The 24155-nt window shown below is 47.9% G+C and carries 24 protein-coding genes; 7 read left to right on the forward strand and 17 right to left on the reverse strand.

The genetic code is table 11. The features are described 5' to 3' along the window. Positions 1-152: 152 nt before the first annotated feature. The 5 genes from ACQKPA_RS06230 (at position 153) to ureC (ending at position 6442) form a co-directional block, all read left to right on the forward strand. Entirely contained in the window at positions 153-1658 is a 1506-nt protein-coding gene (locus ACQKPA_RS06230; protein ID WP_427490414.1) for a spore germination protein, read from the forward strand. Positions 1659-1664: 6 nt separating this feature from the next. Beyond that, positions 1665-2741 (forward strand): GerAB/ArcD/ProY family transporter, encoded by a 1077-nt coding sequence (locus ACQKPA_RS06235; RefSeq protein ID WP_427490416.1) that lies wholly within the window; start codon positions 1665-1667, stop codon positions 2739-2741. A 5-nt stretch (positions 2742-2746) separates the two neighbouring features. Beyond that, positions 2747-3853, forward strand: a complete 1107-nt coding sequence (locus ACQKPA_RS06240; RefSeq protein ID WP_427490418.1) for a Ger(x)C family spore germination protein — start codon at positions 2747-2749, stop codon at positions 3851-3853. 235 nt (positions 3854-4088) lie between these two features. Further along, entirely contained in the window at positions 4089-4733 is a 645-nt protein-coding gene (gene ureA, locus ACQKPA_RS06245) for an urease subunit gamma (RefSeq protein ID WP_427490420.1), read from the forward strand. Further along, positions 4730-6442 carry an urease subunit alpha gene (ureC, locus tag ACQKPA_RS06250; RefSeq protein WP_427490422.1) on the forward strand — a complete coding sequence of 571 codons (1713 nt, stop codon included), beginning with the start codon at positions 4730-4732 and terminating at the stop codon, positions 6440-6442. Before ureA ends, ureC begins: the two co-directional genes overlap by 4 nt. A gap of 113 nt (positions 6443-6555) precedes the next feature. On the opposite strand, the gene ACQKPA_RS06255 is transcribed toward ureC, so the two are convergent. Both ACQKPA_RS06255 and ACQKPA_RS06260 read right to left on the reverse strand, forming a co-directional pair. Further along, positions 6556-7629 carry an acyl-CoA dehydrogenase gene (locus ACQKPA_RS06255; RefSeq protein WP_427490424.1) on the reverse strand — a complete coding sequence of 358 codons (1074 nt, stop codon included), beginning with the start codon at positions 7627-7629 and terminating at the stop codon, positions 6556-6558. 75 nt (positions 7630-7704) lie between these two features. Then, the gene (locus ACQKPA_RS06260; RefSeq protein ID WP_427490425.1) at positions 7705-9516 is read right to left on the reverse strand and encodes a DUF3658 domain-containing protein; all 1812 of its coding nucleotides are present in this window, start codon (positions 9514-9516) and stop codon (positions 7705-7707) included. 208 nt (positions 9517-9724) lie between these two features. Between ACQKPA_RS06260 and ACQKPA_RS06265 the strand changes: the two genes are divergently transcribed. Further along, positions 9725-11083: a glycosyltransferase family 2 protein gene (locus tag ACQKPA_RS06265; RefSeq protein ID WP_427490427.1), complete on the forward strand. Its 1359-nt coding sequence runs from the start codon at positions 9725-9727 to the stop codon at positions 11081-11083. On the opposite strand, the gene ACQKPA_RS06270 is transcribed toward ACQKPA_RS06265, so the two are convergent. Beyond that, positions 11057-11260 carry a hypothetical protein gene (locus ACQKPA_RS06270; RefSeq protein WP_427490429.1) on the reverse strand — a complete coding sequence of 68 codons (204 nt, stop codon included), beginning with the start codon at positions 11258-11260 and terminating at the stop codon, positions 11057-11059. The genes ACQKPA_RS06265 and ACQKPA_RS06270 overlap by 27 nt on opposite strands. Before the next feature lie 24 nt (positions 11261-11284). Then, positions 11285-11716, reverse strand: coding sequence for a hypothetical protein (locus tag ACQKPA_RS06275; protein ID WP_427490431.1), 432 nt, complete (start codon positions 11714-11716; stop codon positions 11285-11287). A gap of 241 nt (positions 11717-11957) precedes the next feature. Between ACQKPA_RS06275 and ACQKPA_RS06280 the strand changes: the two genes are divergently transcribed. Further along, positions 11958-14567, forward strand: a complete 2610-nt coding sequence (locus ACQKPA_RS06280; RefSeq protein WP_427490432.1) for a glycosyltransferase — start codon at positions 11958-11960, stop codon at positions 14565-14567. 73 nt (positions 14568-14640) lie between these two features. On the opposite strand, the gene ACQKPA_RS06285 is transcribed toward ACQKPA_RS06280, so the two are convergent. The 13 genes from ACQKPA_RS06285 to ACQKPA_RS06345 all read right to left on the reverse strand — a co-directional run bounded on the left by ACQKPA_RS06285 (position 14641) and on the right by ACQKPA_RS06345 (position 24113). Continuing rightward, positions 14641-15405, reverse strand: a complete 765-nt coding sequence (locus ACQKPA_RS06285) for a glycosyltransferase (protein ID WP_427490434.1) — start codon at positions 15403-15405, stop codon at positions 14641-14643. Positions 15406-15421: 16 nt separating this feature from the next. Next, positions 15422-16120, reverse strand: coding sequence for a galactosyltransferase-related protein (locus tag ACQKPA_RS06290; protein WP_427490436.1), 699 nt, complete (start codon positions 16118-16120; stop codon positions 15422-15424). Between the two features lie 24 nt (positions 16121-16144). Further along, on the reverse strand, positions 16145-17098 hold the full coding sequence (locus tag ACQKPA_RS06295; protein ID WP_427490438.1) for a glycosyltransferase family 4 protein: 954 nt from the start codon (positions 17096-17098) through the stop codon (positions 16145-16147). A 183-nt stretch (positions 17099-17281) separates the two neighbouring features. After that, positions 17282-17467, reverse strand: coding sequence for a hypothetical protein (locus tag ACQKPA_RS06300; protein ID WP_427490440.1), 186 nt, complete (start codon positions 17465-17467; stop codon positions 17282-17284). 17 nt (positions 17468-17484) lie between these two features. After that, complete coding sequence (locus ACQKPA_RS06305) at positions 17485-17994, reverse strand: NUDIX hydrolase (protein WP_427490442.1); 510 nt, start codon at positions 17992-17994, stop codon at positions 17485-17487. A 32-nt stretch (positions 17995-18026) separates the two neighbouring features. Beyond that, positions 18027-18554, reverse strand: a complete 528-nt coding sequence (locus tag ACQKPA_RS06310; protein ID WP_427490444.1) for a GNAT family N-acetyltransferase — start codon at positions 18552-18554, stop codon at positions 18027-18029. Positions 18555-18684: 130 nt separating this feature from the next. Continuing rightward, on the reverse strand, positions 18685-19587 hold the full coding sequence (locus ACQKPA_RS06315) for a metal ABC transporter permease (protein ID WP_427490446.1): 903 nt from the start codon (positions 19585-19587) through the stop codon (positions 18685-18687). After that, the gene (locus ACQKPA_RS06320; protein ID WP_427490448.1) at positions 19584-20522 is read right to left on the reverse strand and encodes a metal ABC transporter permease; all 939 of its coding nucleotides are present in this window, start codon (positions 20520-20522) and stop codon (positions 19584-19586) included. Before ACQKPA_RS06320 ends, ACQKPA_RS06315 begins: the two co-directional genes overlap by 4 nt. A gap of 3 nt (positions 20523-20525) precedes the next feature. Next, positions 20526-21254, reverse strand: a complete 729-nt coding sequence (locus tag ACQKPA_RS06325) for a metal ABC transporter ATP-binding protein (RefSeq protein WP_427490450.1) — start codon at positions 21252-21254, stop codon at positions 20526-20528. Position 21255: 1 nt separating this feature from the next. Beyond that, the gene (locus tag ACQKPA_RS06330) at positions 21256-22227 is read right to left on the reverse strand and encodes a metal ABC transporter solute-binding protein, Zn/Mn family (protein ID WP_427490452.1); all 972 of its coding nucleotides are present in this window, start codon (positions 22225-22227) and stop codon (positions 21256-21258) included. Positions 22228-22666: 439 nt separating this feature from the next. Continuing rightward, positions 22667-23263 carry an AAA family ATPase gene (locus tag ACQKPA_RS06335; protein ID WP_427490454.1) on the reverse strand — a complete coding sequence of 199 codons (597 nt, stop codon included), beginning with the start codon at positions 23261-23263 and terminating at the stop codon, positions 22667-22669. A 19-nt stretch (positions 23264-23282) separates the two neighbouring features. Then, complete coding sequence (locus tag ACQKPA_RS06340) at positions 23283-23711, reverse strand: GNAT family N-acetyltransferase (protein ID WP_427490456.1); 429 nt, start codon at positions 23709-23711, stop codon at positions 23283-23285. Between the two features lie 9 nt (positions 23712-23720). Beyond that, positions 23721-24113 (reverse strand): VOC family protein, encoded by a 393-nt coding sequence (locus ACQKPA_RS06345; protein ID WP_427490458.1) that lies wholly within the window; start codon positions 24111-24113, stop codon positions 23721-23723. Positions 24114-24155 lie beyond the last annotated feature (42 nt).

Genomic DNA, 24155 nt, shown 5'->3' on the forward strand with positions numbered 1-24155 from the left:
TCCTCTTTACGCCTCTAGATAAATCTGGCTCGTCTCTCAAGCCTAAGATTCCCGCTAATGTTCTTCCTAATTCGATATGGGATTCGTTGGATAAACCCAGGGCAAAGTACGCACACTATGACAGACTATGCAGGAATCAGAGGTGTAAAGACGTGGGAATGAAGCAGAAGTTAAAATCCATCTTTCTGGTCAACCATGAGCATGCCGAAAAAGGTCCAGTTCAAGAAAATCAACAGGACCCTCATCCTCAGGAGGGAACAACGCTGACACTGCAGCATATCATCGATCAATTTGATCATGCTGCCGATTTTGTCCATAAATCCTATCTTAATAAACGTCTGCATGTTCTGTATTTCAGTCATTTAGTCAATGAGGATCGGCTGGAGCGTGATCTGCTCCCCCCTGTGTTAACCGCTGAAGCGCCGCTTGCGTTGTTAACGGAACAATCCCAATTCAAACCAGTAACGGATACCAAAAAATGCGTTGAAGGCATTCTTAGCGGCATGGCGGCTATCTTTTACGAGGAAAATGCATTCATGATCGATGTCATATTCCCGGTGTCTCGTACGGTTGCAGAATCCGAAACGGAATCCATCATTATTGGGCCGCACGAGGCGTTTACCGAGCAGGCTTATACGAATCTGTCTTTAATTCGAAAGAGAGTTCAGAGTTCTCATCTCAAAGTCATTAAACTTTCCGTTGGAGAGGTCACGAAATCAGATATCTATGTTCTGTACATCAAGGACATCACCAATGAGAACTATGTTAATGAAGTGATAAAGCGAATTAAGGATATTGAAATCGATGCTATACATGATACGAACATGCTTATTCAGTGCATTGATGATGCTCCGTATTCGATCTTCGCACAATTTCTGACCACCGAGCGGCCGGATACGATTGCATCCAAGCTGGTTTCAGGTCGAGTCGTCGGGATTATGGACGGGAGTCCAACTGCCTTCAGCGCTCCGGTCAACTTTTTTGAGTTCTTCTCATCTTCCGATGATTATTACCAGAGGTGGAGCATTGGTACGGCCACCTTGTTCTTGAGGTTTGCAGCGCTCATCATCACGGTGACATTGACGGCCCTTTACGTCTCGGTGACCTCCTTTCACTATGAAATGATTCCACAGAATCTACTCCTGACATTAACCGAGTCCAGAAGCAGAGTGCCTTTCCCCCCGATCTTTGAAGCGCTTCTGATGGAGACAACTATTGAGCTTCTGCGGGAGGCCGGGGCCAGACTGCCTACCAAAATCGGTCAGACCATTGGTATCGTAGGCGGTATCGTCATAGGACAAGCTGCCGTGCAGGCAGGATTAACCAGTAACATTCTGATTATCGCCGTCGCTTCCTCGGCTATTGCCTCCTTTGTTATTCCCAATTATGTGATGAGCGCTTCTTTTCGCCTGCTCCGATTCGGACTCATTATTATGGCAGGATTTTGGGGCAATCTGGGACTGGCCTTTGGACTGGCGTATATCGTCGTTCACCTTAGCGGTTTGACGAGTATTGGCAGCTCTTATTTATCGCCAATTGCTCCTTTTGAGCCCTATGACTGGAAAGACGTATTTATGAGACTGCCTTTTTCCGCCCTGGCCAAGCGGCCAACTCAAGTTAAAGCGAGAAACAAAGTGAAGTTAAAAATGAAGAGGTGAGGACATTTGAAAGAAAAACTATCCCAATTTCATACGGCGATCCTCATCTATATGATTCAAACGGGCGTCTACGTATTCAGCATCGCGCAGATCGAAGCCCAGTATTTCGGGACAAATGGCTGGCTTATTGTAATCCCGATATCCATTCTGGTCTGTCTCAATATTTACCTAATGTACTGGGTGTATCGGCTGGGTAAAGGGCAATCGATCTTTGAAATACTGGAGAAAAGCATTCCAAAGTTCATCCTGGTCCCCTTCTATCTGGCTTTTAGCATGGTATGGGCACTAATCGGTTGTCTCGTTGCTAAGGAATATGTGCTGATCTTTCAGATGTTTGCCTTCCCGACAACCGACCCGATGGTATTCAAGATTGCGATCGATGTTCTAGCCTTTATGCTGCTGACCAAAGGACTCTATAACATTTCCAAGGCTTCGACCGTTTTCTTCTGGTGCACTATTTGGATGAGTTTGCTGCTTATTTACTATACTGGGGAATTCAGATTCGAGCGATTAACGCCTTATATTTTTCAAGACAACAGCAATATGGCCGAAGGATTCTTTCATATCTATTTGGCATATATGGGATATGAGCTGTGTTTACTATTCTTTCCCTACACCGATAAGAAGACGAAATTATTCAGGGCCGTTATTTACGGTCATCTTATTCGTACAGTATCCTACGTTCTCTTGGGTTTTGTCTCTTTCGGAGTCATTGGCAGTGATATGCTGAAGGTTATGTTGTTTCCATTACTCGATTTATTGGCTTACATCAAGCTGCCGTTCATGGAGCGAATTGAGAATCTCTTTTACGGCTTCTTCTTGTTCACCACCATCATCACCCTCGTCCTTTACTTTTGGGCAGCCGGTGAGAGCACCCAACGAGTTTTCCCGAAGATCAAAATCAATGTTCACTATTTCTTTATCATTCTTTTTGCCTTGCTCATATCCTACATTCCAACCGTATTGAATACCATCCGAGAATGGATTTTGTATCTGGGTTATATCCAGATCGGATTCGCCTATATTGTACCGGTGTTATTACTCATTCTGCGGCTATGGCAGCGGCGAAAAAAGGCAGCGTGATAGATATGTTAAAAAAATGTACATACTTGCTCCTCCTGCTGTGTATCATCCCTCTATCAGGTTGCGGAGATCAACGGATTCTGGAAGATCTGGGTTTCATCCAGACCACCAGTTATGATTTGCTGCCGGATGGCAAGCTGGCCATCACGGTCTCGATTCCGCAAGCGGATCCGGAAACCAGCGCTAAACGGGAGGTATTGACGGCGACCGCCGAGAGCAGCAAAGAAGCAAAAATGATTATGTCCCATAGAACGGGTATGCTGCTTGTAAGCGGACAAATCCGCAACGTATTGTTCGGACTTTCGCTGGCGGAAAATGGACTTCATGGACATCTGGACACCTTGTTCAGAGATCCCTCCATTTCATCACAGGTCAAAGTGAGTGTGGTTGAAGGACATGCAGGTGAACTGTTGATCGACGATTACAGTCAGCATCCGCGTACAGGTCGATATATTGACATGCTGCTAGAAAAAGAAGCACTGGGGCAGACGATTCCAAAGGTAACTTTATTCAACTTTGCCAGGGATTTTTTCGATCAGGGCGTAGACCCCGTTGCTCCGATTCTAAAGAAGCATGAGAATAATTACATTACGACGAATGGAATCGCATTATTTCGAGATGATCGTTACGTTACGAAGATTGAACCGCAGGACGCCATGGTCTTTGCATTTCTAAAGGGTAAATTCAGAGATGGCCAAATGAATATTGAACTGTCGGAGCCTGGCGACACGAAGGAAAACGTCATGTTCAGTTCATTGATCAGCTCACGTAAAGTCAAAGTCACCCGTGGAGCACAAGGCGTTGACAAAGTTACGTATCATATTAAAGTGACCGGCACTGTTCTGGAATACATCGGCGATGCCAGATTGAGCAATGATCAGGAACGGCATGAGCTGGAGGAGCGAATCAGTAAGTATATTTCGAAAAAAGGCGATGCCATCATTACGCTCATGAAACGGCATCAGGTAGATAACATCGGAATAGGAACGGTTGTCCGCAACCGCGTTGGCTATGAGCAGTGGAAAAAGATGAATTGGCGACAGGAGCTTCAGAAGCTGCCGGTGGAATGTTTGGTTGAAGTGCATATTAAAGATTACGGCAAGTTTCGATAATTTGTGAAAGGCCCGAATAGGGTCTTTTTTTGTGCTTTAAGAAATCCTCTATCACTCTTGGAGTAAATCTATAGAGAAGTGAAGTCGATGTAATAATACCTTACATTTATATTGACTATTTATTTGTGTAGTGCTACATTTATCCAAAATAAACACCATTACGTATCATCTTTTCTCTGAAAACCCCTTAATATGTAATGTATTCTAACAAAAATAATGTAAAGGAGTGGCCAGGATGCATCTCACTTACCAGGAAAGAGACAAATTATTGCTTTTCCTCGCGTCGGAATTAGCGCAGAAACGGTTAGCCCGAGGGTTGAAATTGAACTACCCGGAAGCGGCCGCACTCATTTCAGGTTATGTTGTTGAAGGAGCTCGTGATGGTAAGTCTGTAGCCGAATTAATGGAAGAAGCGCGTCATGTGCTGTCAGCGGATCAAGTGATGGACGGCGTCGCCCACTTGCTTAGGGAAGTTCAGGTCGAAGCCACCTTTGTGGACGGTACCAAGCTGGTCAGCGTTCATGACCCGATTCAAGGCGCCTCAGACGCAACCGGCATTATTGCAGGCGAATACGACCTGCGAGATGAGCCGATTGAGCTGGTACCCGGCCGACCTCGCATTACGCGTGAAGTCACCAACAGTGGAGACCGTCCCATTCAAGTGGGCTCGCACTTCCATTTTTACGAATGCAATCCCGCCTTGTTATTCGATCGGAACGGCACGCAGGGATACAGGCTTGATATTGCTTCCGGATTGTCGACCAGGTTCGAACCCGGGAAAACCTTGGAGGTCACGCTTGTTCAAATTGGCGGCAGCCAGGAGATTTACGGTTTTGCAGGTTTAACGAACGGAAAAACCAATGGGATGGTGAGCTTATGACAACAATTGATCGTGCTACCTATGCCAGCATGTATGGGCCTACGACTGGGGATCGGGTTAGACTGGCTGACACCTCCCTCTGGCTTGAGATCGAGAAGGATTATACCGTCTACGGGGATGAATGCGTATTTGGCGGTGGTAAAGTGATACGTGACGGCATGGGGCAGCATCCCCTTGCGACCCGCGCGGAAGGCGCTCTGGATTTGGTCATTACAAATGCCATCATTATCGATACTTGGGGAATTGTTAAAGCGGATATCGGGATCAAGGACGGGTTCATCAGCGGCATCGGAAAAGCTGGAAATCCACTCATGATGGATGGGGTAACCGAAGGTATGATTATCGGTGTGGGCACCGAAATTATCTCCGCCGAGAACATGATCGTAACAGCAGGCGGTGTGGATTCGCATGTGCACTTCATTAGTCCACAGCAAATCGAAATCGCGCTCCAAAGCGGTGTTACTACCTTTGTTGGGGGAGGCACCGGGCCTGCTACGGGAACTCTGGCAACCAATTGTACTTCCGGGGTATGGAATCTGCAGCGGATGCTGCAGGCGACGGATGCTCTTCCGATTAATATGGTTTTTCTGGGCCGCGGGAATAGCAGCCGTCCGGAAGCGCTGGCGGAACAAGTCCATGCAGGTGCGGGTGGACTCAAAATTCACGAAGACTGGGGCAGCACGCCCTATGTGATTGACAAATGCCTAAACGTTGCCGAAGAACTGGATGTGCAGGTTAACATCCATACCGATACGCTGAATGAAGCGGGTTTTGTAGAAGACAGCTTGCGCTCCTTTAACGGCCGGGCGATTCATACCTACCATACCGAGGGTGCAGGAGGCGGTCACGCCCCGGATCTCCTGCGGGTAGCATCCATGCCGAATGTCCTCCCCTCCTCGACCAGTCCGACCATGCCCTATACGGTGAATACGGTTGACGAACACCTGGATATGCTGATGATTTGCCATCATCTTGATCCGCGTATTCCGGAGGATGTTGCCTTCGCGGCATCAAGGATCCGGGCAGAGACCATTGGGGCTGAAGATATTCTCCATGACATTGGAGCGATCAGCATGACCAGCTCCGATTCACAAGCGATGGGCCGCGTTGGTGAAGTCGCTATCCGTACATGGCAAACGGCGGACAAAATGAAACAACAGCGCGGTTCGCTAGGATCGGATACGAAATCGGACAATTTCCGAATCAAGCGCTACATTGCCAAATACACCATTAACCCTGCCATGACCCATGGCATATCCGATTACGTTGGCTCCATCGAAGTCGGAAAAATGGCCGACCTCGTACTCTGGAAACCCGCCTTCTTCGGAGCCAAGCCGGAGATCGTACTGAAGAGCGGTATGATAGTACACGCGGTCATGGGCGATCCGAACGCTTCCATCGCTACACCGCAGCCTTATATGTATCGGCCGATGTTCGGCAGCTATGGCGGAGCGCAGGCCGCCCTAAGCGCAACATTCGTATCTCAGTCCTCCCTGCAGCTGGGCACGCTTGATCCTTTAGGATTGCGCAAACAGCTCCTGCCTGTTCGGGGCTGCCGAACCGTAAGAAAGGCCGATCTGATTCACAATGGTGAGACGCCGGAAATTATGGTCGATCCGGTGACTTATTCGGTAACCGTTAACGGCGAGAAACTGACAAGCGCGCCATCCTCCCACCTGCCTTTATCGCAGCGGTATTTCCTGGTTTAACGAATAAGCGAAATAAGAGCCTATCAAACGAAGCGAATGAAGACATCTCTGGCTAAGCCGAAACATAAAAACCATGAGCAGCTTGGTATGCAGCTCATGGTTTTGCTTCTCCGTCAGAAGTTTCTTAGCAGCGAATGCGAGCATGCCGTCTGAAGATCCCTCCAGCAGCGATTGATTTCGGCGTCTTCCATCGCAGCGGATAAACCCAACAGCGGGAACAGCTGCTGGCCGCAGGATAACGCGGTTTGCGCTGCTGCTATGCTGCGGGCGGTTACCTCTGCTTCTGTTGCATTCGATATTTCACCATTACGCAGCAGCTCCTCCCATGAGCCTTCCACCGTCTTATAAAAATCCGAAACGGATAGCTCCAAAGCAGCCTTACGCTCCGCCAGCTTCCCGTACACATGAGAAGAGCTTCCTCGCTGTATCGCAAGCGATTCTGCTGTCTCTAGGAAATGCTCGGCGATGCCTGCAGCGACCCCAGCAAAAGATACTTGAGCAAACGGAAGAAAGGGATATTGATAGATCGTTTCGTTCTCATACGCTTGGGTTTCCGTAAGGGAAAACGTCATCTCCACCGGCACGAACGCCTCCACAGCGGATATCGTATGACTCGCCGTTGCCCGCAGTCCGAAGGCATTCCAATCCTCCAGAATCTCGATTTGATCAGGATTCAGGATAAAGGATCGAATATGAGACTCGTCCTGTTCCGCAGTCGTTACTTCAGCTGCATCTTGTACCGTGGAACCCGGTTCAATAACTGCATTGGCTGTAAAGGTCGTTGCATAGGTAGAACCGCTGCAATACTTCCAGCTGCCGTTCACAATATATCCACCTTCTACTTGTCTGGCCGAACCTGTCGGCATCCCGCTGCCCGCAATCACCGCTTCGCGGTGCGCGAATACGCGGCGGCTCACCTCCTGGCTCATCAGCGCCGCGAAGAATCCTCCGCCTGCACCAATCGTAACCAGCCATCCCAGGTTGCCGTCGATCCTGGCACTTTCCTGAAAAATGCGCGCAGCCTCCGGCAGTGAGGTCATTCTTCCATCAAGCTCATCGGGCACAAACAGGTGAAACAAACGATGATCATATATTGTTACCAACACTTCAGGCGTTACTTGTCGATGCTTGTCCATCCCAAGCGCTTGTTCTCTTATGGTTTGAATCTGCTGTGCTGTAAATAACATAACTCCACCGCTTTCCACTTTCATTTCTTAGTCTGAATGATATAACAATTCCGACCTTGAGCGAATGTCCTTAAACTATTCTTTCGGGCCCGTTTCATCGATCTGGGTTAAAAGCCTCTCCAGCGAACCCATCAAGGACACACGTTGTTCTTGATGATGTTGATACGAACTCAAAAGGCCATCGATTTGAGATTGTATGCTACTCTTTAAGGCTTCCTGGTTGAAGGATACAGATAATCCCAGACTCTCTGCATCCAGCTGACGTATTTCTTCCATCAGACCTCTCTCCACATGGTTGATCTCCATCAACTCATGAAGCAGCGTTTTCACTTTTACGGCCTTGGCCAAGCGCTGCTCATTGCTCCACTGCTCCTCGGGCGTCGAAGCATCAACAAGGGACACGCTGTAGTTTCGCATCGCAGTCAGCTCGCCGTTATAGGTTAAAGCTCCTTTCTGTATCAGGTGGCGAACCCTATACTCGATAAAGGAGTCGGATACGGTTAAGTCACCCATTCCAATCACCTCGCCAATAATGCGGGCTGACTTCTTGAAGAACCCGTGTCTAGCCTCAAGACGATAAGCGGCTTGCAGTATACCTGCATCATAATAAGATTCAGGAACAGTGCGTAACACCCCGGCTTGAAGGACGCGCAGGAACCCATCGTCGTTCACGAGACGCTGCCAATCCGCACGATAGCCAGCCTGATCCTGCGGCGACAATGGAACTTGCTCTGCTGTGTCCAGCACGTTTTGAAGTTTATCTGAAGTCATCTCAAACGTTCCCCGATACCAACTGTTCGGATCTTGCTGACGATGAATACTTGTCGCATTCACCAACCTAACATCGAGATGATCCGGTATCAGTGATAACAGTCTGCGCAGACCAAGCTGTTCCGAGGCGGAATCCCCTGCCCAAACCAAGCACGGCACCTCCTTAAGCTGCTGTGGCCAGGTCAGCCAATCGAAGGCGGCTTGCAACATCGTTAATTTTCTGTCATCCGCATACGCAATGCTATATCGTTCCTGAAACCACTTATTTCGGGTAGAGAACGAGCGGGAGAAATCATGATCTTTGGGAAGCGGCCCTACCATAAGGTTATCGCCCAATGTAACCACGATCTCTCCCGGTTTCGAGCGCAGCATCATCTTTAACGACCCTGCCGTTGAATCATCGAAGGCAATATGGACACGTGATACATTCCGGCGATGCATCGGGGATTCGTGCAGGTAGGCTTCATTCCCCATCGCCCACTCTTTATCGAATAACTGGAGAAAGAGCTCGAGACTTTGATGCTTGCCATCTGCCAGCAGCCTTGCCGATTCCGTATTCATTTTATCCTTCAGCTTCAGAAGCTTTTCATAGAAATGGTTAATGGCCGTGCTTTGGCCTTTTCGATATTCCTCTCGTGTCATATGCTCCCGAAGGGGAATGAATGGATCATACATGCTTTGTCCCTTCCACCCCGAATAAGCAAAAGTTCGGGCAATACCGATAACACCTATCGCATCCAGACGATCCGCATCCTGTACGATTCTGCCTTCCAATGTACGCATGGCGCTTCCCGTTCCGCCTGAGAATGACATCGTACTGATGATCTCCAACACGAGCTCCTGATCCGATGCTTCTACGCCGGCTTGTTTCAACCAATGCTGAACCCGCTCGTAACCCGCTTCCTTCGATTCATTCAACTTCTCGTCAGCCACATCATGAAGCAGTGCTGACAATTCGCATATGTATACATTTGCGTCTTCAAGATAAGCCAGGATACGGGCGATGCGGGTGACACGCAGAATATGCCACCAATCGTGACCGCTTGAATCCTGTTCGAGCACAGAACGCGTAAAATCTTGAGCTTGCTGAATGATTTGACTATGCGTTGATTTCATCTGAATCAATATCCCCCATCCCAGGCTGCCGGAATCTAAACTCTATTATTTCCGATTTAGCAGAGCGTCGCAACAAAGAGTATGTTTTAGGCGATTGTAACCCCCACGCGTATGTGGGCATACAATAAACAGGACTATGCTATAGATTCATTTTAATCCGTAAATATGCAGTTTCAGTAAGGATACAGAAAGGAACGGTAACAAAACGATGCTTGTGTTTATTCTTCCAGGTTTATATCCCCATTTCAGCGAGAATACCGTATCCTCGGTTAAGCGTTTTTTATCATATGCCCGTCCTATAGTGATTCAAAGCGAAGAACAGTCTGCTGCGATAATGAATGAAGCGCTATTCCAGAAGATGGATCCGTGGTTTATGACGCTCTATGCAGGAGATGCTGTACAACCTCATGCCGAGAAAGAAATCGAACGGTGGCTGCAAACATACACAGACCGCTCGGCTGGCTTTACTGTAAATCACGTTACAACAACAGACCAACCAGCTGCATCTAGCTACAGGCCTGTTCCATCCTTCCGTTTTCCCCGTGGACCGCTGTTATGGCGCACGGAGATTGTAATGAATGGACAGACACCGGGTTTTACAACGAGGGATCTGCTGCCATTCCAAAAGTACGTGTTGATTGATAAACAACTCCAGCTATCAACCCGATATGAGTGGACGGAAAAGGTTTCCGATGGAATCTTATATCCTCATCGCATCGCCCCTGCCTGGATGAAAGAACCGGAAGAATGGAACGCAGTATCACCGCTTCTTCAAGCTACAGCCCAAGGACATTCACCAACATTAAGAGCCGCCACTCCTCCAATGGTGACGATTGCTCTGTGCACCTATAATGATGGCGCATATCTTCCTTGGGCTGTCCGATCCGTATTAGCACAGACCTGTGAAGCTTGGGAACTTGTAATTCTCGATGACGGTTCATCCGATGAAGAGACGACAGCTTATCTTCAGAGACGGCCTGTGGATCCACGAATTAAGATGGTTCGTTTGGAGGAAAATTCAGGAAAATCCAAAGCACTGAATAGAATTCTGAATATGGCGACTGCCCCCTGGTTATTGGAGCTTGATGCCGATGATTGGCTGCCCCCCAATGCGCTGGAAATTCTCATACGGGAAGCAGGCAGGGCGCAGAATGCTGCCGTCATCTATGGTGATCATATGGAATGGCTTGAACGCGCAAATAAAGAACTGATATATCAAGGAGTTAAGGCTGCGCCTTTTCCCCTGTCTTCCCAATTGCTGCTGCACGATGCCCCGGCTGTTGCCCCGCGCATGTTCAATGTCTCTATAATCAAGCAGCAGAAAGGCTGGAATCATAACACCCTTTATGAAGGAAGACTGTATGAAGATATCGGACAATTAATCAAGCTATCCAGAACCCATAAGCTTCGCCATATCCCGGAGGCGCTTTACCACCGAAGATTAAGAATGTCCAGTATGACCCATCGCCACCCTCACCACTATCCAGCATGGAAGAACTCCATAATAGACAAGTTAACTCCATCGAAATTGACAAATAACTCAAAGGGGCAGAATACGAACGAATGAAATGCTGTCATTAAACACGGTGACCAATTGTGAGGTAGGGATATAATTCGAGCTCACTACCTCCACCGTAATGAATCCGTCTACTGAGGATCGCAACACCCCCTGCAGAAATTGATTGATCTGAACAACCTCTACCGTCCTGCCGACGAATGTAGCCAGAATTTCTGAAAAATCCATTCTCTTTTCCTCCTCCCCTCTTTATCAAGCGATAGACAAGATACTGCGAAGCGGGATGATGACTATACTGCCGTTAGGCTCAGCAATCTGAATAAAATCCTCGCCGATCGCTATCAGCGTTCCGAATACGGTACCCCCCGTTGTTACAACAGTAATTCGAGTATTCAGCCTTCCTCTTAAAAAAGCAAGGACACTGCTGCTTGGTCCTGCTCCCAAACCATTCACCTGTTCCTGCAGCGTATTGATACGTGCATTCACCTGCTCCTGCAGCGCAATGATGCGTGCATTCAACTGAGCAACCTGTAATCGGATCTGTTCAATGCTGCGTATGAGTTTGCGACGTAAAATCAGGATTTTCCTCCACACCGAATGAGAAGGTTTCGCAATCTTTTTCTTTCTTCGGCCAGTGATTTCCTTGCACTCACTATCATGACCAAGGTTCCAATATCTCCTCACAAGAGCTTCCTCCCTTTTTGTAGTTCATTGGTACCTTATGTTAGCGTCGGGACAGTGGTAACTCGGAATGTACAAAGATAAGAAAATGGCCTAAAACTATAGGCTTCAGCTGTCCATGGCTCGAGGAACGCTTCCTGATCATTTAAGGATTTTCCGCTGCACCTGGTGTTCTACCCATACAGATGTTTGGGATGATACATATTTTGTTAAATAGACCATTGCACCAGTGAGGAGGCTAATCTTGAATAAACTCAAGCAGCACCGCCGACGCAAGTCTACAACCAATCGATCCACATTACGTCGCGGGAAACATCGCCGCCTGAACCTAAAGTACAACCGCAAGAAGCGAACGGCTTCCCCGTTCTCTCCCGCGGTCTCATTTCCCACGACGTACTCGCAGTCCGTACAACATAGGGAGCCTGTCTCTGTTCAGTCAGCCACAGCGGCGGCTACGCTGACCGCCGAGAAGATCGGGCCAAAGACCAAGGCCCTATACGATGTTATACGTTTTCCCGTTATTGATTGGCAGTTTCGATGGCAGCGGCCCCAACAACTGTCTGAGCAGTTTGCGCAGCAGGGGCATCGGGTGTTCTATGTAACTCCGGAGATGATTAGCATAGGTAAAGAAGATGTATCAAGAGAAGAAATCAGCCGCCAGGTAAAGGTCAAAAATATTGATCGAAATATATGGCTTGTCACCTTATGCGCGAATCGACCGTTAAATCTATACCAAGATGAAATGGATCGTTGGGATATTCAGTATTTAAAATGGTCGGTTGAATATGTTCGGGATAAATTCGGACTATCCCAACTGGTCTCGATTGTGGATCTCCCGTTCTGGACTCCGCTCGTTACCGCGATGGATCAGCATCATATCGTCTACGACTGCATGGATCATCATGGCGGCTTCTCAACGAACGACAAATCCATGCTCCTCTTGGAAGAACAGCTGCTTCGGGAAGCAGAGCTTGTGGTGACAACCTCTCAGCATCTGTATGATTGGGCCGCCCATTACAATCCGGCCACTGTACTTATTCGCAATGCAGTAGATTCCGATTACTTCTCGAAGCCTCCGGATGAGGTTCTGCCCGAACTTGAATCCATCCATCAGCCCATCATCGGTTACTACGGGGCTATCTCGGACTGGTTTGATATTCAACTGGTGGAATCACTGGCCCGAAGCCGGCCGGAGTGGACGTTTGTCCTCATTGGACACACCTTTGGCTGCGATACCTCGGGGATCGAGGAGCTGAGTAACGTATTATTGCTGGGAGAAAAACCGTATCATGAACTTCCGGCGTATCTGCATCGGTTCCAGGTTGCTTTAATTCCGTTCAAGAAGAACGAACTGACGTTAGCTACCAATCCCGTCAAGCTGTATGAATATTTGGCAGCAGGTAAACCCGTCATTTCTACGGAACTTCCTGAAGTAAGGACGGTTGCAGGTAACATCGTCTCGATTGCCGATACGGAAGTGCAATTTGAAGAGGCGATTGAAGCTGCTCTGCTTGAGTCTGAGAACAGCGCAATTGAACAGCGGCGGCAATTTGCCGAATGCAACAATTGGGGTCAACGTTATGAAGCACTTCATGCTTATATTGTGCAGCATCTATATCCCAAGGTCAGTGTTATTCTGGTTGTTCATAATAACTGGTCCTATACGCAGCAATGTCTTCAACGGCTCCTCCAACCGGGTCACTATCCTAACCTGGAGATTATCGTTGTTGACAATGCATCCAAGGATCAGACATCCTCCTATCTCGAGAGCCTGCGTCATCCGTTGATCCAGGTGATAACCTCGTCTACGAATCTTGGTTTTGCCGCCGGCAACACCCTGGGGTGTGAGCACGCCAACGGAGAATTTATCATCCTGTTAAATAACGATACACTTGTTCCCGACGGAAGTTGGATCACTCGTCTGCTCAGACCTTTCCAAGAGGATGCCAAGCTTGCTATGACAGGTCCGATGTCCAATCATGTGGGAAATGATCAAGCGCTGGATCATTTTATAGGGGATGCTGTTCAAGGTGCCAATCCACGTTGGCTTAGCGAATTCTACGAACGTTATCGGCGAAAATACCGATATACGGATCTGCTTGGATTTTTCTGCGTTGCCATTCGGCGGAGTGTGTGGGAACATGTGGGTGCACTGGATCCCGCTTTCGGCCTTGGAATGTTTGAGGACGATGATTATTGCGAGCGCGTCAGGAATGCCGGATACCGCCTGGCCATCGTTGAAGATGCCTTTGTATATCATCACGGGAGCGTTACGATCAATAAGCTGAATAATAATGTCTATAACGAGTTATGGAATAAGAATAAAGCTTATTATGAACAAAAGTGGAACAAACCGTGGAGGATGCCGAAAGGACCGAATAGTATTTTTCATTTAGTAGATCGACCGGACGAAATCGCCTCCAGAGTCAACCAAACCGGGAAGAAAGTAATCCTGGTGCTCGGCCTTACCGTATGGGAAACCAATTCCAGGCGCTGGCAGCAGATCGTGAAGGGATTATGCGAGAACGAGGACCTCTTGGTGATCGTGTATACCCATCTATTTCATGGCAATCAAATCGTGGGAACTCGAAAAATAGGACCCCAGCTGTATTTTACAAACCGGATCGATTTGTTCTCTGAGGTCAGGTTTGATCTAATCATTTATTGCGGCTCTACGGATATCCACCCCCAGGTCCATTCCATTCAATACTGGGCTGATTCCTTAAGCTATCATGAACAACAGCTCATTTCCTTGCATACTCAAGTATCGAAGCTGCAAGTATTGGAACCGAGCGGGGTATCTCAAGCGGTTAGCCATCTGTGCTTGTCTGTTCATGAGGTAATAGAAAGATAAGTTAAAAAAAACAGCCCCTTCATGATAACTGAATGTGACGTTCAGATCATGGAGGGGTTGTTGTTGTATAGATTTATTCGGTTGATTCCTGGCCTTTCCGCCGACTCAAATAGTTCATGACCACCTCAGGATGATGACCCTCATAAGGACGTGTGACGATATCATATTGTTCGGGTTTGAAATTCCAATCCGGCTGTCCGAGATTCATCTGCACATTGACATCGCCTCTGCGGTTATCGTTGAACTTGATTTTGCTGCCGAGTGCATAATGGTAATGGTACACGTTCACATCACTTCGCCCGCGGGGTATGCTCCATATACTCTTGCCTTCTGCCGCCTCCAGCGTGCAGTGATGCTTCTCGTCACGATAGCGTATTCCTTGTTTGGCCCGCCACATTCTGGTGATGTCGTTTGACCAGCGTTCATCACCGGGACTGTTCACCCGGATCGTCCATGGATCTCCCCAGAAATTAACGAAGGGAAACTGATAGATATCCACATCTGATCGGTTCATGAGTTCCGGCAACACTTCAGCAAAACGATCCTCCATCATTTCATCGATATCCAGATTCATAATCCAGTCTCCTTGAGCCTGGTCAATCAGAAAATTACGTACCACGGACTCGTTCCAATCCTCGGTGTATGGCAATCCGCTCTGCTGGACATGAAACAGTCGGATCGTATACCGATGCTGGAGACGTTCAATCTCTTCGATGGTTCCATCTGTACTGCCGCCATCGGCAATGATGATTTCATCCGCGAAGCGGCTTACGCTTTCTACATACAGGGGAATGAAGGTTATTTCATTTAATACCGGGACAATGACTGACAGCTTCATAGCGATTTGCTCCTCCTTATTGAGAAGATTGTTCGAATATCAATTTTCGCATCGCGTTAACATCGCCTCTTGCTAGGCTATACCGCTGATACAGCGCGTAATTGGAATCGTAATTGGGATTCCCGTCAGGTCCTACGAATGGATGCCAAAAATGAACCATTTCCCCTTCTAAGCGGATATGGTGGCCGACTAAGGTATCCAGCGCATAGGCAAAAGCCTCATCTTCCCCGCCCCAACCGACAAATCGTTCATCATATCCACCGACCGTTTCATAAGCTTCGCGGCCAAGCACGTTGAAACCTCCCACAAACGCGGTCGCCTGCTCTACAACCATTTCTGCCTTAACGGCTAATGGCCAGCCGCTTGAATGCTGCAATACCAGCCGTGATGTATTTTCGGATAGACGAAGGATTCGACTAAAGGGGATGACCCACTGCCCGCTATTTACGTAAGTCAAGGATTCCTTCAATAAAGCCGGATCGTATACAATATCGCTATCTGCAATGACAATATTGTCTTTAGTAGCCTGTTGATAGGCACGATTGATGGCTTTGGATCTGCTAAAGAGCTCTCCGGAATCCGTTATTTCGCCTACGCATACTTCGACTTCCGGCATAGCCTGCGCGTAGTAGCCCAATACCCAATCAAAAGCTGAATCCCTGGGTCCGTTACCATCCGATTGATACGGAATCAGCACGGATACACGATTTAACACACGCATCCCTCCTTCATATCCATACTACCTATCCAATTGTAATAATACGCTTAACCAGCGCCCAATCCCGTGTTCAATCGTCCAGAATGACTCAATGTAATGTCTGCACTGCACTCCAATGTCATTCAGCTTGCGCTTCTGCCCCATCCATGAATGGATCAAGTTAATAAAATCTTCCGGATTATCGCTGTCCAGGATCAAGCCATGCGCTTCCGGGTGAGCCGCTGCCTTGACGTTGCCCACATTTGTCCCTAGTACAGGTACCCCGCATGCATAGGCCTCCAGCGCTGTTGCTCCGCTTCCCTCATTCGCCGATGTGATCAAAAGAAGATCCAGCTGATGATAAAAGTTAGGCATATCTTCATAAGCATACGCCCCGGCCGTTTCCATAAATGTAATCCTTTCATCATGACGGAAGTGGTCTCGGATTTGCTTATATATTGTAGTGTAATTTTTAGATCGTTTAGCAGGATCACCGGCCCAACCGACCACAAGCGGGCTGCTGCTACTGCGTAATAGAGTTGATGGTTGAAAGATTCGATGATCTACAAAATGACCGATATATTCCACGTTCGCCTCCGGCGCAACCTTTCGCAGAGCTTGATTAAGCTTTTCGTTCATCGCGCCAATAACCCCGATTCTAGGGATGACAAGCCTGAGAAACTCCGGGTCAGGGACTAGTTCATCTACTTGCCATTCCCGGAAAGTCTCATAATTCTGACTGAAGTAATAATAGGAGACAGCGGCTGAAGCATCGATTCGAATATGCTTGAATATGCAGTAAGCTGCGATCCCCAGGCACAACGAACATATTCGGTCATAGGCCTGATTGATATCATCGCTGCTGTGCTGCTCCAGAAACCGATCCAATTCTCCGATGGACATCAGGTCCAGAGCGGGATGATGCTGTTGAATGACCTTTGCATGCTTTCCTAAGATCCACCACTCCACATCATAGATCAGCAGATGCCTTCCCATAGTTCGAACACTCCTTTATGTTCATATTGGATTATATTCGTTCCCAGGTCTCCAAGTTTGTCACCGCGGCATAAATGATGAATTTGTCCATAATTCACGAAAAAAAGAGCCCCCCATACAGATAAGTTCTGTATCGGCATGGCTCTTCGTACGGATTGTAATTCATGGTGGATCGAGATCGACTTATACTCTTTTATCCACGATATGCTTGTTCTGCTTAAGCTCATTTACATCCTTTCGAAGCATTCTCATCTCTTGAAGCATGGCATCCATTCTAATGATGATTTTGGATGAATTGATCGCGTAACGAATGACAATGATGGCAACGACGATACTTAACACGGTCATGAATATCCCAACAAACTCCATATAATATGAAACCTCCATTAATTATACTGAATGAATCCCTTGAGCAAACTTTGCATCATCGCAAAAACCAGCTCGGAGTCCTGAAGCTCATTCTCCTTAATCCGGTGCAGGCATTCCGTTACACTCATTCTTACTACGTCGATGTGCTCGTATCCCTCGAGCTGCTGATCCGCTTGACTGATTACCTCATCGGTATAATAAACATGGGCAATCTCATTGCATCTCCAGGACGCCGGATAGAGCTTGCCCAGATAATGAAGCTTGCCGCAGGTGCAGCCCGTTTCCTCCAGCATCTCACGGCGTGCTGCCGATTCCAGGTCCTCCTCCTCGCCTACGCCACCTCCGGGTAACTGAATGACGTAGTCATCCACCGCGGCGCGATATTGACGGATCAGCAGCAGTTGATCGCCATGCTTAGCCAGAACAACAACGGACACATGATTTTCTTTCGTATAATACACTTTACCTGACGCTTCCTCGTAAATCGAAATTCCGTTATAACGGATCAACAATTTGGTATTATCCATGCAGGCAGAAGCTCCTTAACAATAAGATGGATTTAAACTTCGAATTCATCTTTGAGGATGGAGAATAAATAGGAATCATGGTAAGCCCCTTTAAACCACAGGTGCTGACGAAGATGCCCTTCCTGCTTCATTCCGATATGGCGCATAACCGCAGCTGACCCGATGTTTCCCGGCCGGCAGGTGGCGTAAATCCGATGAACTCCCAGCTCCTTAAAACCAAAACGGCACATGACGCTAGCAGCTTCCGTAGCATAACCCTGTCGCCAATAGGCGGAATTCAAGCAGTACCCAAGCTCTGCGTTTGTCTTGGATCGGTGAAGACCTACACCGCCGATTAAATGGCCGCTAGCTTTTAGCACGATCGCCAGTTCATAGCTGTCACGGGGGCTCTGCTCTTTCATTTGTTGGATTTCCTTTAAATATTCTAAAGTTTCCTCTTCCGTATTCGGTCCCCACATCGTATACTCGGTCACCAATGGGTCAGAGGCGTAAGCATGAATACTAGCAAAATCCTCCTCCTCAAAATCGCGGATCACCAGTCTTGTTGACTCCATTTGCATATGTACTCACTCCTTGAAATAACCTTCATCACAACACGGCATATTTTCCTGATTATACCACACCCTAGGTTTTGGAAGACAAAAGAAGCCTGGGCATCTCATCGCCCAAGCTTCATGGCGCACCCTTATATTAGGATACACTGTCCAGTTTCTCTTCGCTGCCGTGCGTATGAAATTTATGAAGATAACGGGAGAGCACGCCATGTCTCGGAGAGATCAGGAAGCTGAGAATAAATACAATTCCGGTAGCAAATGCCATAGAGCCCGAGATGGAGGTGTCCAGCCATAACGCGACATAGTAACCCATGAATGCAGAAATGACGCCGAATGCTCCGCTTAACACCAGCATGATGGAGAGTTTATCCGTCCATAGATAGGCTGCTGCGGCAGGTGTTATAAGCATAGCCACCACCATGATTGCTCCCACAGCATCGAACGATGCAACCGTCGTGATGGAGACCAGCGACATAAATACATAGTGCATGAGTACAACTGGAATGCCGATACTTGCCGCCAGAGCCGGATCAAAGGACGTAATCTTCCATTCCTTGTAGAACGCCAAGATGACGATCAGTACAACGAGGAGCACGGCTGCCAGCATAAAGGTAGCTTTTGGCACCTCTCCGATCAGAGGTACGTGCATCACATCCCAAGGCACAAACGTAATTTCCCCCATGAGGGCATGCTTGGTATCCAGATGGGCATTGCCAACCTGGGTTGCAATCAGGATGACGCCAATCGCAAACAAGGTTGTAAATACAACACCGATGGAAGCATCCTGCTGAACGCCCCGGGAATGAAACCATTGAACGAGGACCGCTGTCAGCAATCCGGCAATAATCGCACCGATCAGCATATGAGGTCCGCTTAATTCTCTTGTGACGATAAAAGCCGTTACGATCCCAAGCAGCACAGTATGACTGATAGCATCGGCCATCATCGCCATTCTGCGCAGTATGAGGAACACGCCAACGATACCGCAAGACAATCCGACGAGAGAAGCCGTTAGCAATATCCATCCTGTATAGGTCATTGATTGTTCCTCCTTTCGGACAAGTGCGGACTTAGAACCGATGGGTTTTTTGAGTCCATATGTTCTTTTTTCTGAGAGCGGAGCTGCAGCGCCTGGATTAGCAGCCCTTTCTCAGCACCGAAGACCAGAGAAACCGTGAACAATACGGAAGAGGCTACAACGATAAACGGCCCTGTAGGCCATCCTTTTCCGATCGTGCTGACCAGGGTACCGACAAACCCGGAGCCGCCTCCAAATATGGCCGACAAAATGACCATCATCCTAAAGGATTGAGTCCAATATCTTGCGCTTACGGCAGGTATGATCAGCATGGCCGCCATCAAAATGACGCCAACAGCCTGAATACCAATGACAATGACAAGAACAAGCACCCCCATATAGAGGGAGTTCATCAGACGGCTATTCATCCCTAATCCCCGGGCAAAATCGGGATCAAACAGGAACAGCTTCCATTCCTTAAAGCCAATCGAGACAACCAGAATAACTAAAGCAGCCAGAATGAGCATCGTAAAAACATCCTTACGAACCATGGAGGCAGCCTGACCGAAAATAAAGTTATCCAGTCCGCTCTGATTCCCGCCTGCTGTACGGTTCACAATTGTAAGCAGCATAATGCCCAGTCCGAAAAATACGGATAGAATCATGCCCATGGCCGTATCTTCCTTAATGCGGCTGGAGGTACGGATCCACTGGATCATCCAGGCTCCGATTAAGGCGCTGACAGCAGCTCCGAGTATCATCACCAGCAGATTCTTGCTTCCGGTCAACGCAAATGCAACCACGACACCGGGAAGAGCCGCATGAGACAACGCGTCACTCATCAAACTTTGCCGCTTCCAATAGGCGAGACAGCCGATCATGCCGGCTGCCATGCCCAGAATTAATGTGCTCAATAGCACCCATTGCGTGTTCGGAGATAGTAATGAATGCAGCATGCGTTACGCCTCCTTCATCCAGCGAAGCGAACCGCCGTAGGCGCGGTATACATGTTCCTTCGTGAATACGTCTTCTGTCTTCCCATGCGCAATGACCGTACGGTTCAGAAGCAGCACATGGTCGAAATAATCCTCAACCGTCTGCAGATCATGATGAACCACCATTACGGTTTTACCGGCCAGTTTCAGATCCTTCAGCGTGGTCATAATCGCCCGTTCGGTTGCCGCATCAACACCAGCTAACGGTTCATCCATGAAATAGAGGTCGGCATCCTGGACAAGCGCCCTAGCGAGGAATACGCGCTGCTGCTGTCCACCGGAGAGCTGGCTGATCTGGCGGTCGGCAAAGTCCGCCATGCCCATTTGATCCAACGATGCCATCGCTTTTTCCTTATGGTTCTTGTTCGGACGTTTCAGCCAGCCCACCCGACCGTATAGACCCATCATGACAACGTCCAGTGCATCGGTAGGAAAATCCCAGTCCACGGATCCGCGCTGCGGCACATAGCCGACACGGGTCGTGGTTTTGCTTAAGCTTGATCCAAAGAATGACACATTCCCGGACAGCTTGGGGTGAAGCTCCAGCATGACCTTTAACAGCGTTGATTTACCGGCGCCGTTCGGCCCGACAATGCTGGTTAAAGAGCCTTGCTCCACTTCAAAGGAGACATGATGGAGCACTTTATTTTTACGATAGGATGCATTGAGGTCTTGAACTTGAAGTACAGACATTTTATTCACCACTTCCTGTTAATGCATGATAGATGGTTTCGACATTATGTCGATACATTCCAATATAAGTTCCTTCCGTTGTTCCCGCTTCGCCCATGGCATCGGAGAAAAGCTCTCCTCCAAGCTTTATATCCAGCCCATTCTTGGCGGCACCTTCAATAACAGCATTAATCGAAGCTGGATTGACACTGCTCTCAACGAATACGGCAGGCACCTTGTGCTGCAGCAGGATATCGATCGTTCCGTTAATGTCCGAGAGGCCGATTTCATCCTCCGTACTCAATCCTTGCAGTCCAACTACCTCCAGACCATGCAAGCGGCCGAAATACCCAAAAGCATCATGAGCGGTAACCATCACCCGCTGTTCTTCCGGAATTTGACTCAACTTATCCTTGGCCTCGGCTTTCAATTCATCCAGCTGGGCGAAGTACTTCTGCTTGTTCTCTTCAAAATAGTCAGCGTCATCCGGGGCCAGGGACTTCAGCTTCTCAACAGCCGAATCCAAAGACACTTTCCACAAATCGATGTCAAACCACACATGGGGATCGATGGCTTGCGTATCATCCTGCAGCAATTGATCCTTCGGGATGGCATCTGCAATCGCCAGCACAGGTTTGTTTTTACCGATCTGTTCGAATATTTCCGTCATGTTGCCTTCGAGATGAAGCCCGCTATAGAAAATAACATCACCGCTATCCAGTTTCTTGATATCGCCTTGGGTAGCATTATATAAATGCGGATCGACGCCGGGCCCCATCAAGCTCAGTACCTCAACCCGATCTCCCCCGATAACGGAGAGGGGTTCCGCAATCTGTCCAATGGTTGTAACCACGCGAATTTTCTTATCTCTCTGTTCACCGGCTGCTCCTTCCTGCTTCACTTCTCCCGAAGCGCACGCGGACAACACCAGCAGCAAACTCAGAATGGCGGCTGCCCCTAAAAATATCCGGCTTCTATTCGTCCTCTTCTTCATCTTCTTCTCCTCCACTCCACATCAAAAATGAGTTTGCTCAATCCTTAGACGATCCCGGGAATGCTCAAGCCTCGTCCTGCCACGGTCCAATTATTTTGCTCTAATGCAACATTAATTCCTATGTACAAAAAATAATCCATCTTTAGGTTTTTGTCAATGAAATTTTATAAACTCCTGCACCTCATTCTGTTGGAACTTTTCATTCCCTCTTGATTTTATTGATAATAAACGCAAATCAGAGCTTGTTTTTCACATAGGCAAAATATTTAGCTATATATAAAATATTTTAGCGATTTGATTTTCTTTTACCTTACAGAAACAAAAAAACGACTTCTCTGCAAGAGAAGTCGTTTTTTCTTTAGTTATATTCCCGCTATTACTAAAACTCTACACCACGAACTTTCGAATAAACCTTCAAATGTGAAAATCCGCCCACTTGTTATCCAAAAAATCGGATGTGCGCAAATTTGGTTTTGATTCGATCGAGTTTTTTCTTGGCTGAGCTGCGATGATCAGGCAACAGATTCACATTTGCCAAAGCACCGATCGTTTCTACCACTTCATCGATCGATAGATGATCCGTGTCGATATGATGCTGAAACACTTCATTCGAGAATCCGCTGATGCACCGGTCAATTTGTTGTGCGGCCCATGAATTCGAACCTTCTCCTCTGCTCCGCAGCCGTCTAAGGAGTACTTCCTTGGAAGCGCACAAAGTAAAATGCTGTACTTCCACGCCATCACGTCTCAATTGACTAACGATTTCATCGAAATATTCCGCGTTTGTAATGGTCATCGGAGCAATGATCAATTGATCCGATTCCTGATCCATATACTTAAACATGGAGTAATTAAACTCCCTCCACATCGGATAATGCTGAAAGTCGTCGCGTTTGGCATCCCTCGGCACATTATCGCGAATGAAGTAACCTGCATTCTCCGGATCATACACGTGCGAGTTCGGGATTCTTCGCTGAAGCTCATGCGCAGCCTGGGTCTTACCCGAACCAAATGCACCGTTAACCCATATAATCATAGAGGAATCCCCCTTCTAACTAATCCTTCCTAAGAAAATCCGGCATACGAGTCAATGTTTTTCCATGATCGCGTACAAAACCGTATTGCTCATACAGACCGTGGGCATCCCGCGTAGCCAATATGCCGAATACATTTCGGTAATCCTCGTGGGTGGTAATCGTTTCGATTAATTTCTTCCCCACGCCAATTCCGCGATATGCCTCATCCACGAATACATCACACAGCCAATAGACGGTTGCGCCATCACTTACCACGCGAGCAAAGCCGATCTGTCGGTTGTTGTAATATGCCCCGAAGCACGTAGAACCTTCTAACGATGTTTTGATTTTTTGGTCAGAACGCTCGTTAGCCCAGTAGCTTTGCCGCAAAAAATGGACAATGGCATCTAAATCCAACAGCGAAGGGTCGCTGCTGATAAGGACCTGCTTCATATCAATGTCCGACATCGCACCCACCTAGTCCTTCATCCCGGAACCAAATGCAATTACGTAGCCGTCTGGATCTTGAATCGCAAAATCCTTCCACACGCCCCAGTCCGCTTCCATGAATACAGGTTCCTGTGCCACTTCGGCCCCCCTGGAGGTCAGTTCTTCATACAACGCATCCAAATCATAATGTGTACCTACGTAAGCGTACGTATCCCATCGCGTCGCATGGTCCTTGCCTGCTGGATTGGGTGTGACATCTGCACGGGATTCCGCCTGAATCAGCTTGAATCCGAGCGCAAAATCATCCCTGACCGCCCATACGTCATTCACTTCACAACCCAGCACTTCTTCATAGAACTGTTTGGAACGGGTAAGATCGGATACCAATCGAACTTGGACTGAGAATTGAATCTTACTCATAAGATCATCTCCGACTAGTTTTATTCCATATTACAACCGTCC

It is taken from the genome of Paenibacillus sp. NPDC093718 (genome assembly GCF_050279985.1).
GTDB lineage: Bacteria > Bacillota > Bacilli > Paenibacillales > Paenibacillaceae > Paenibacillus_AQ.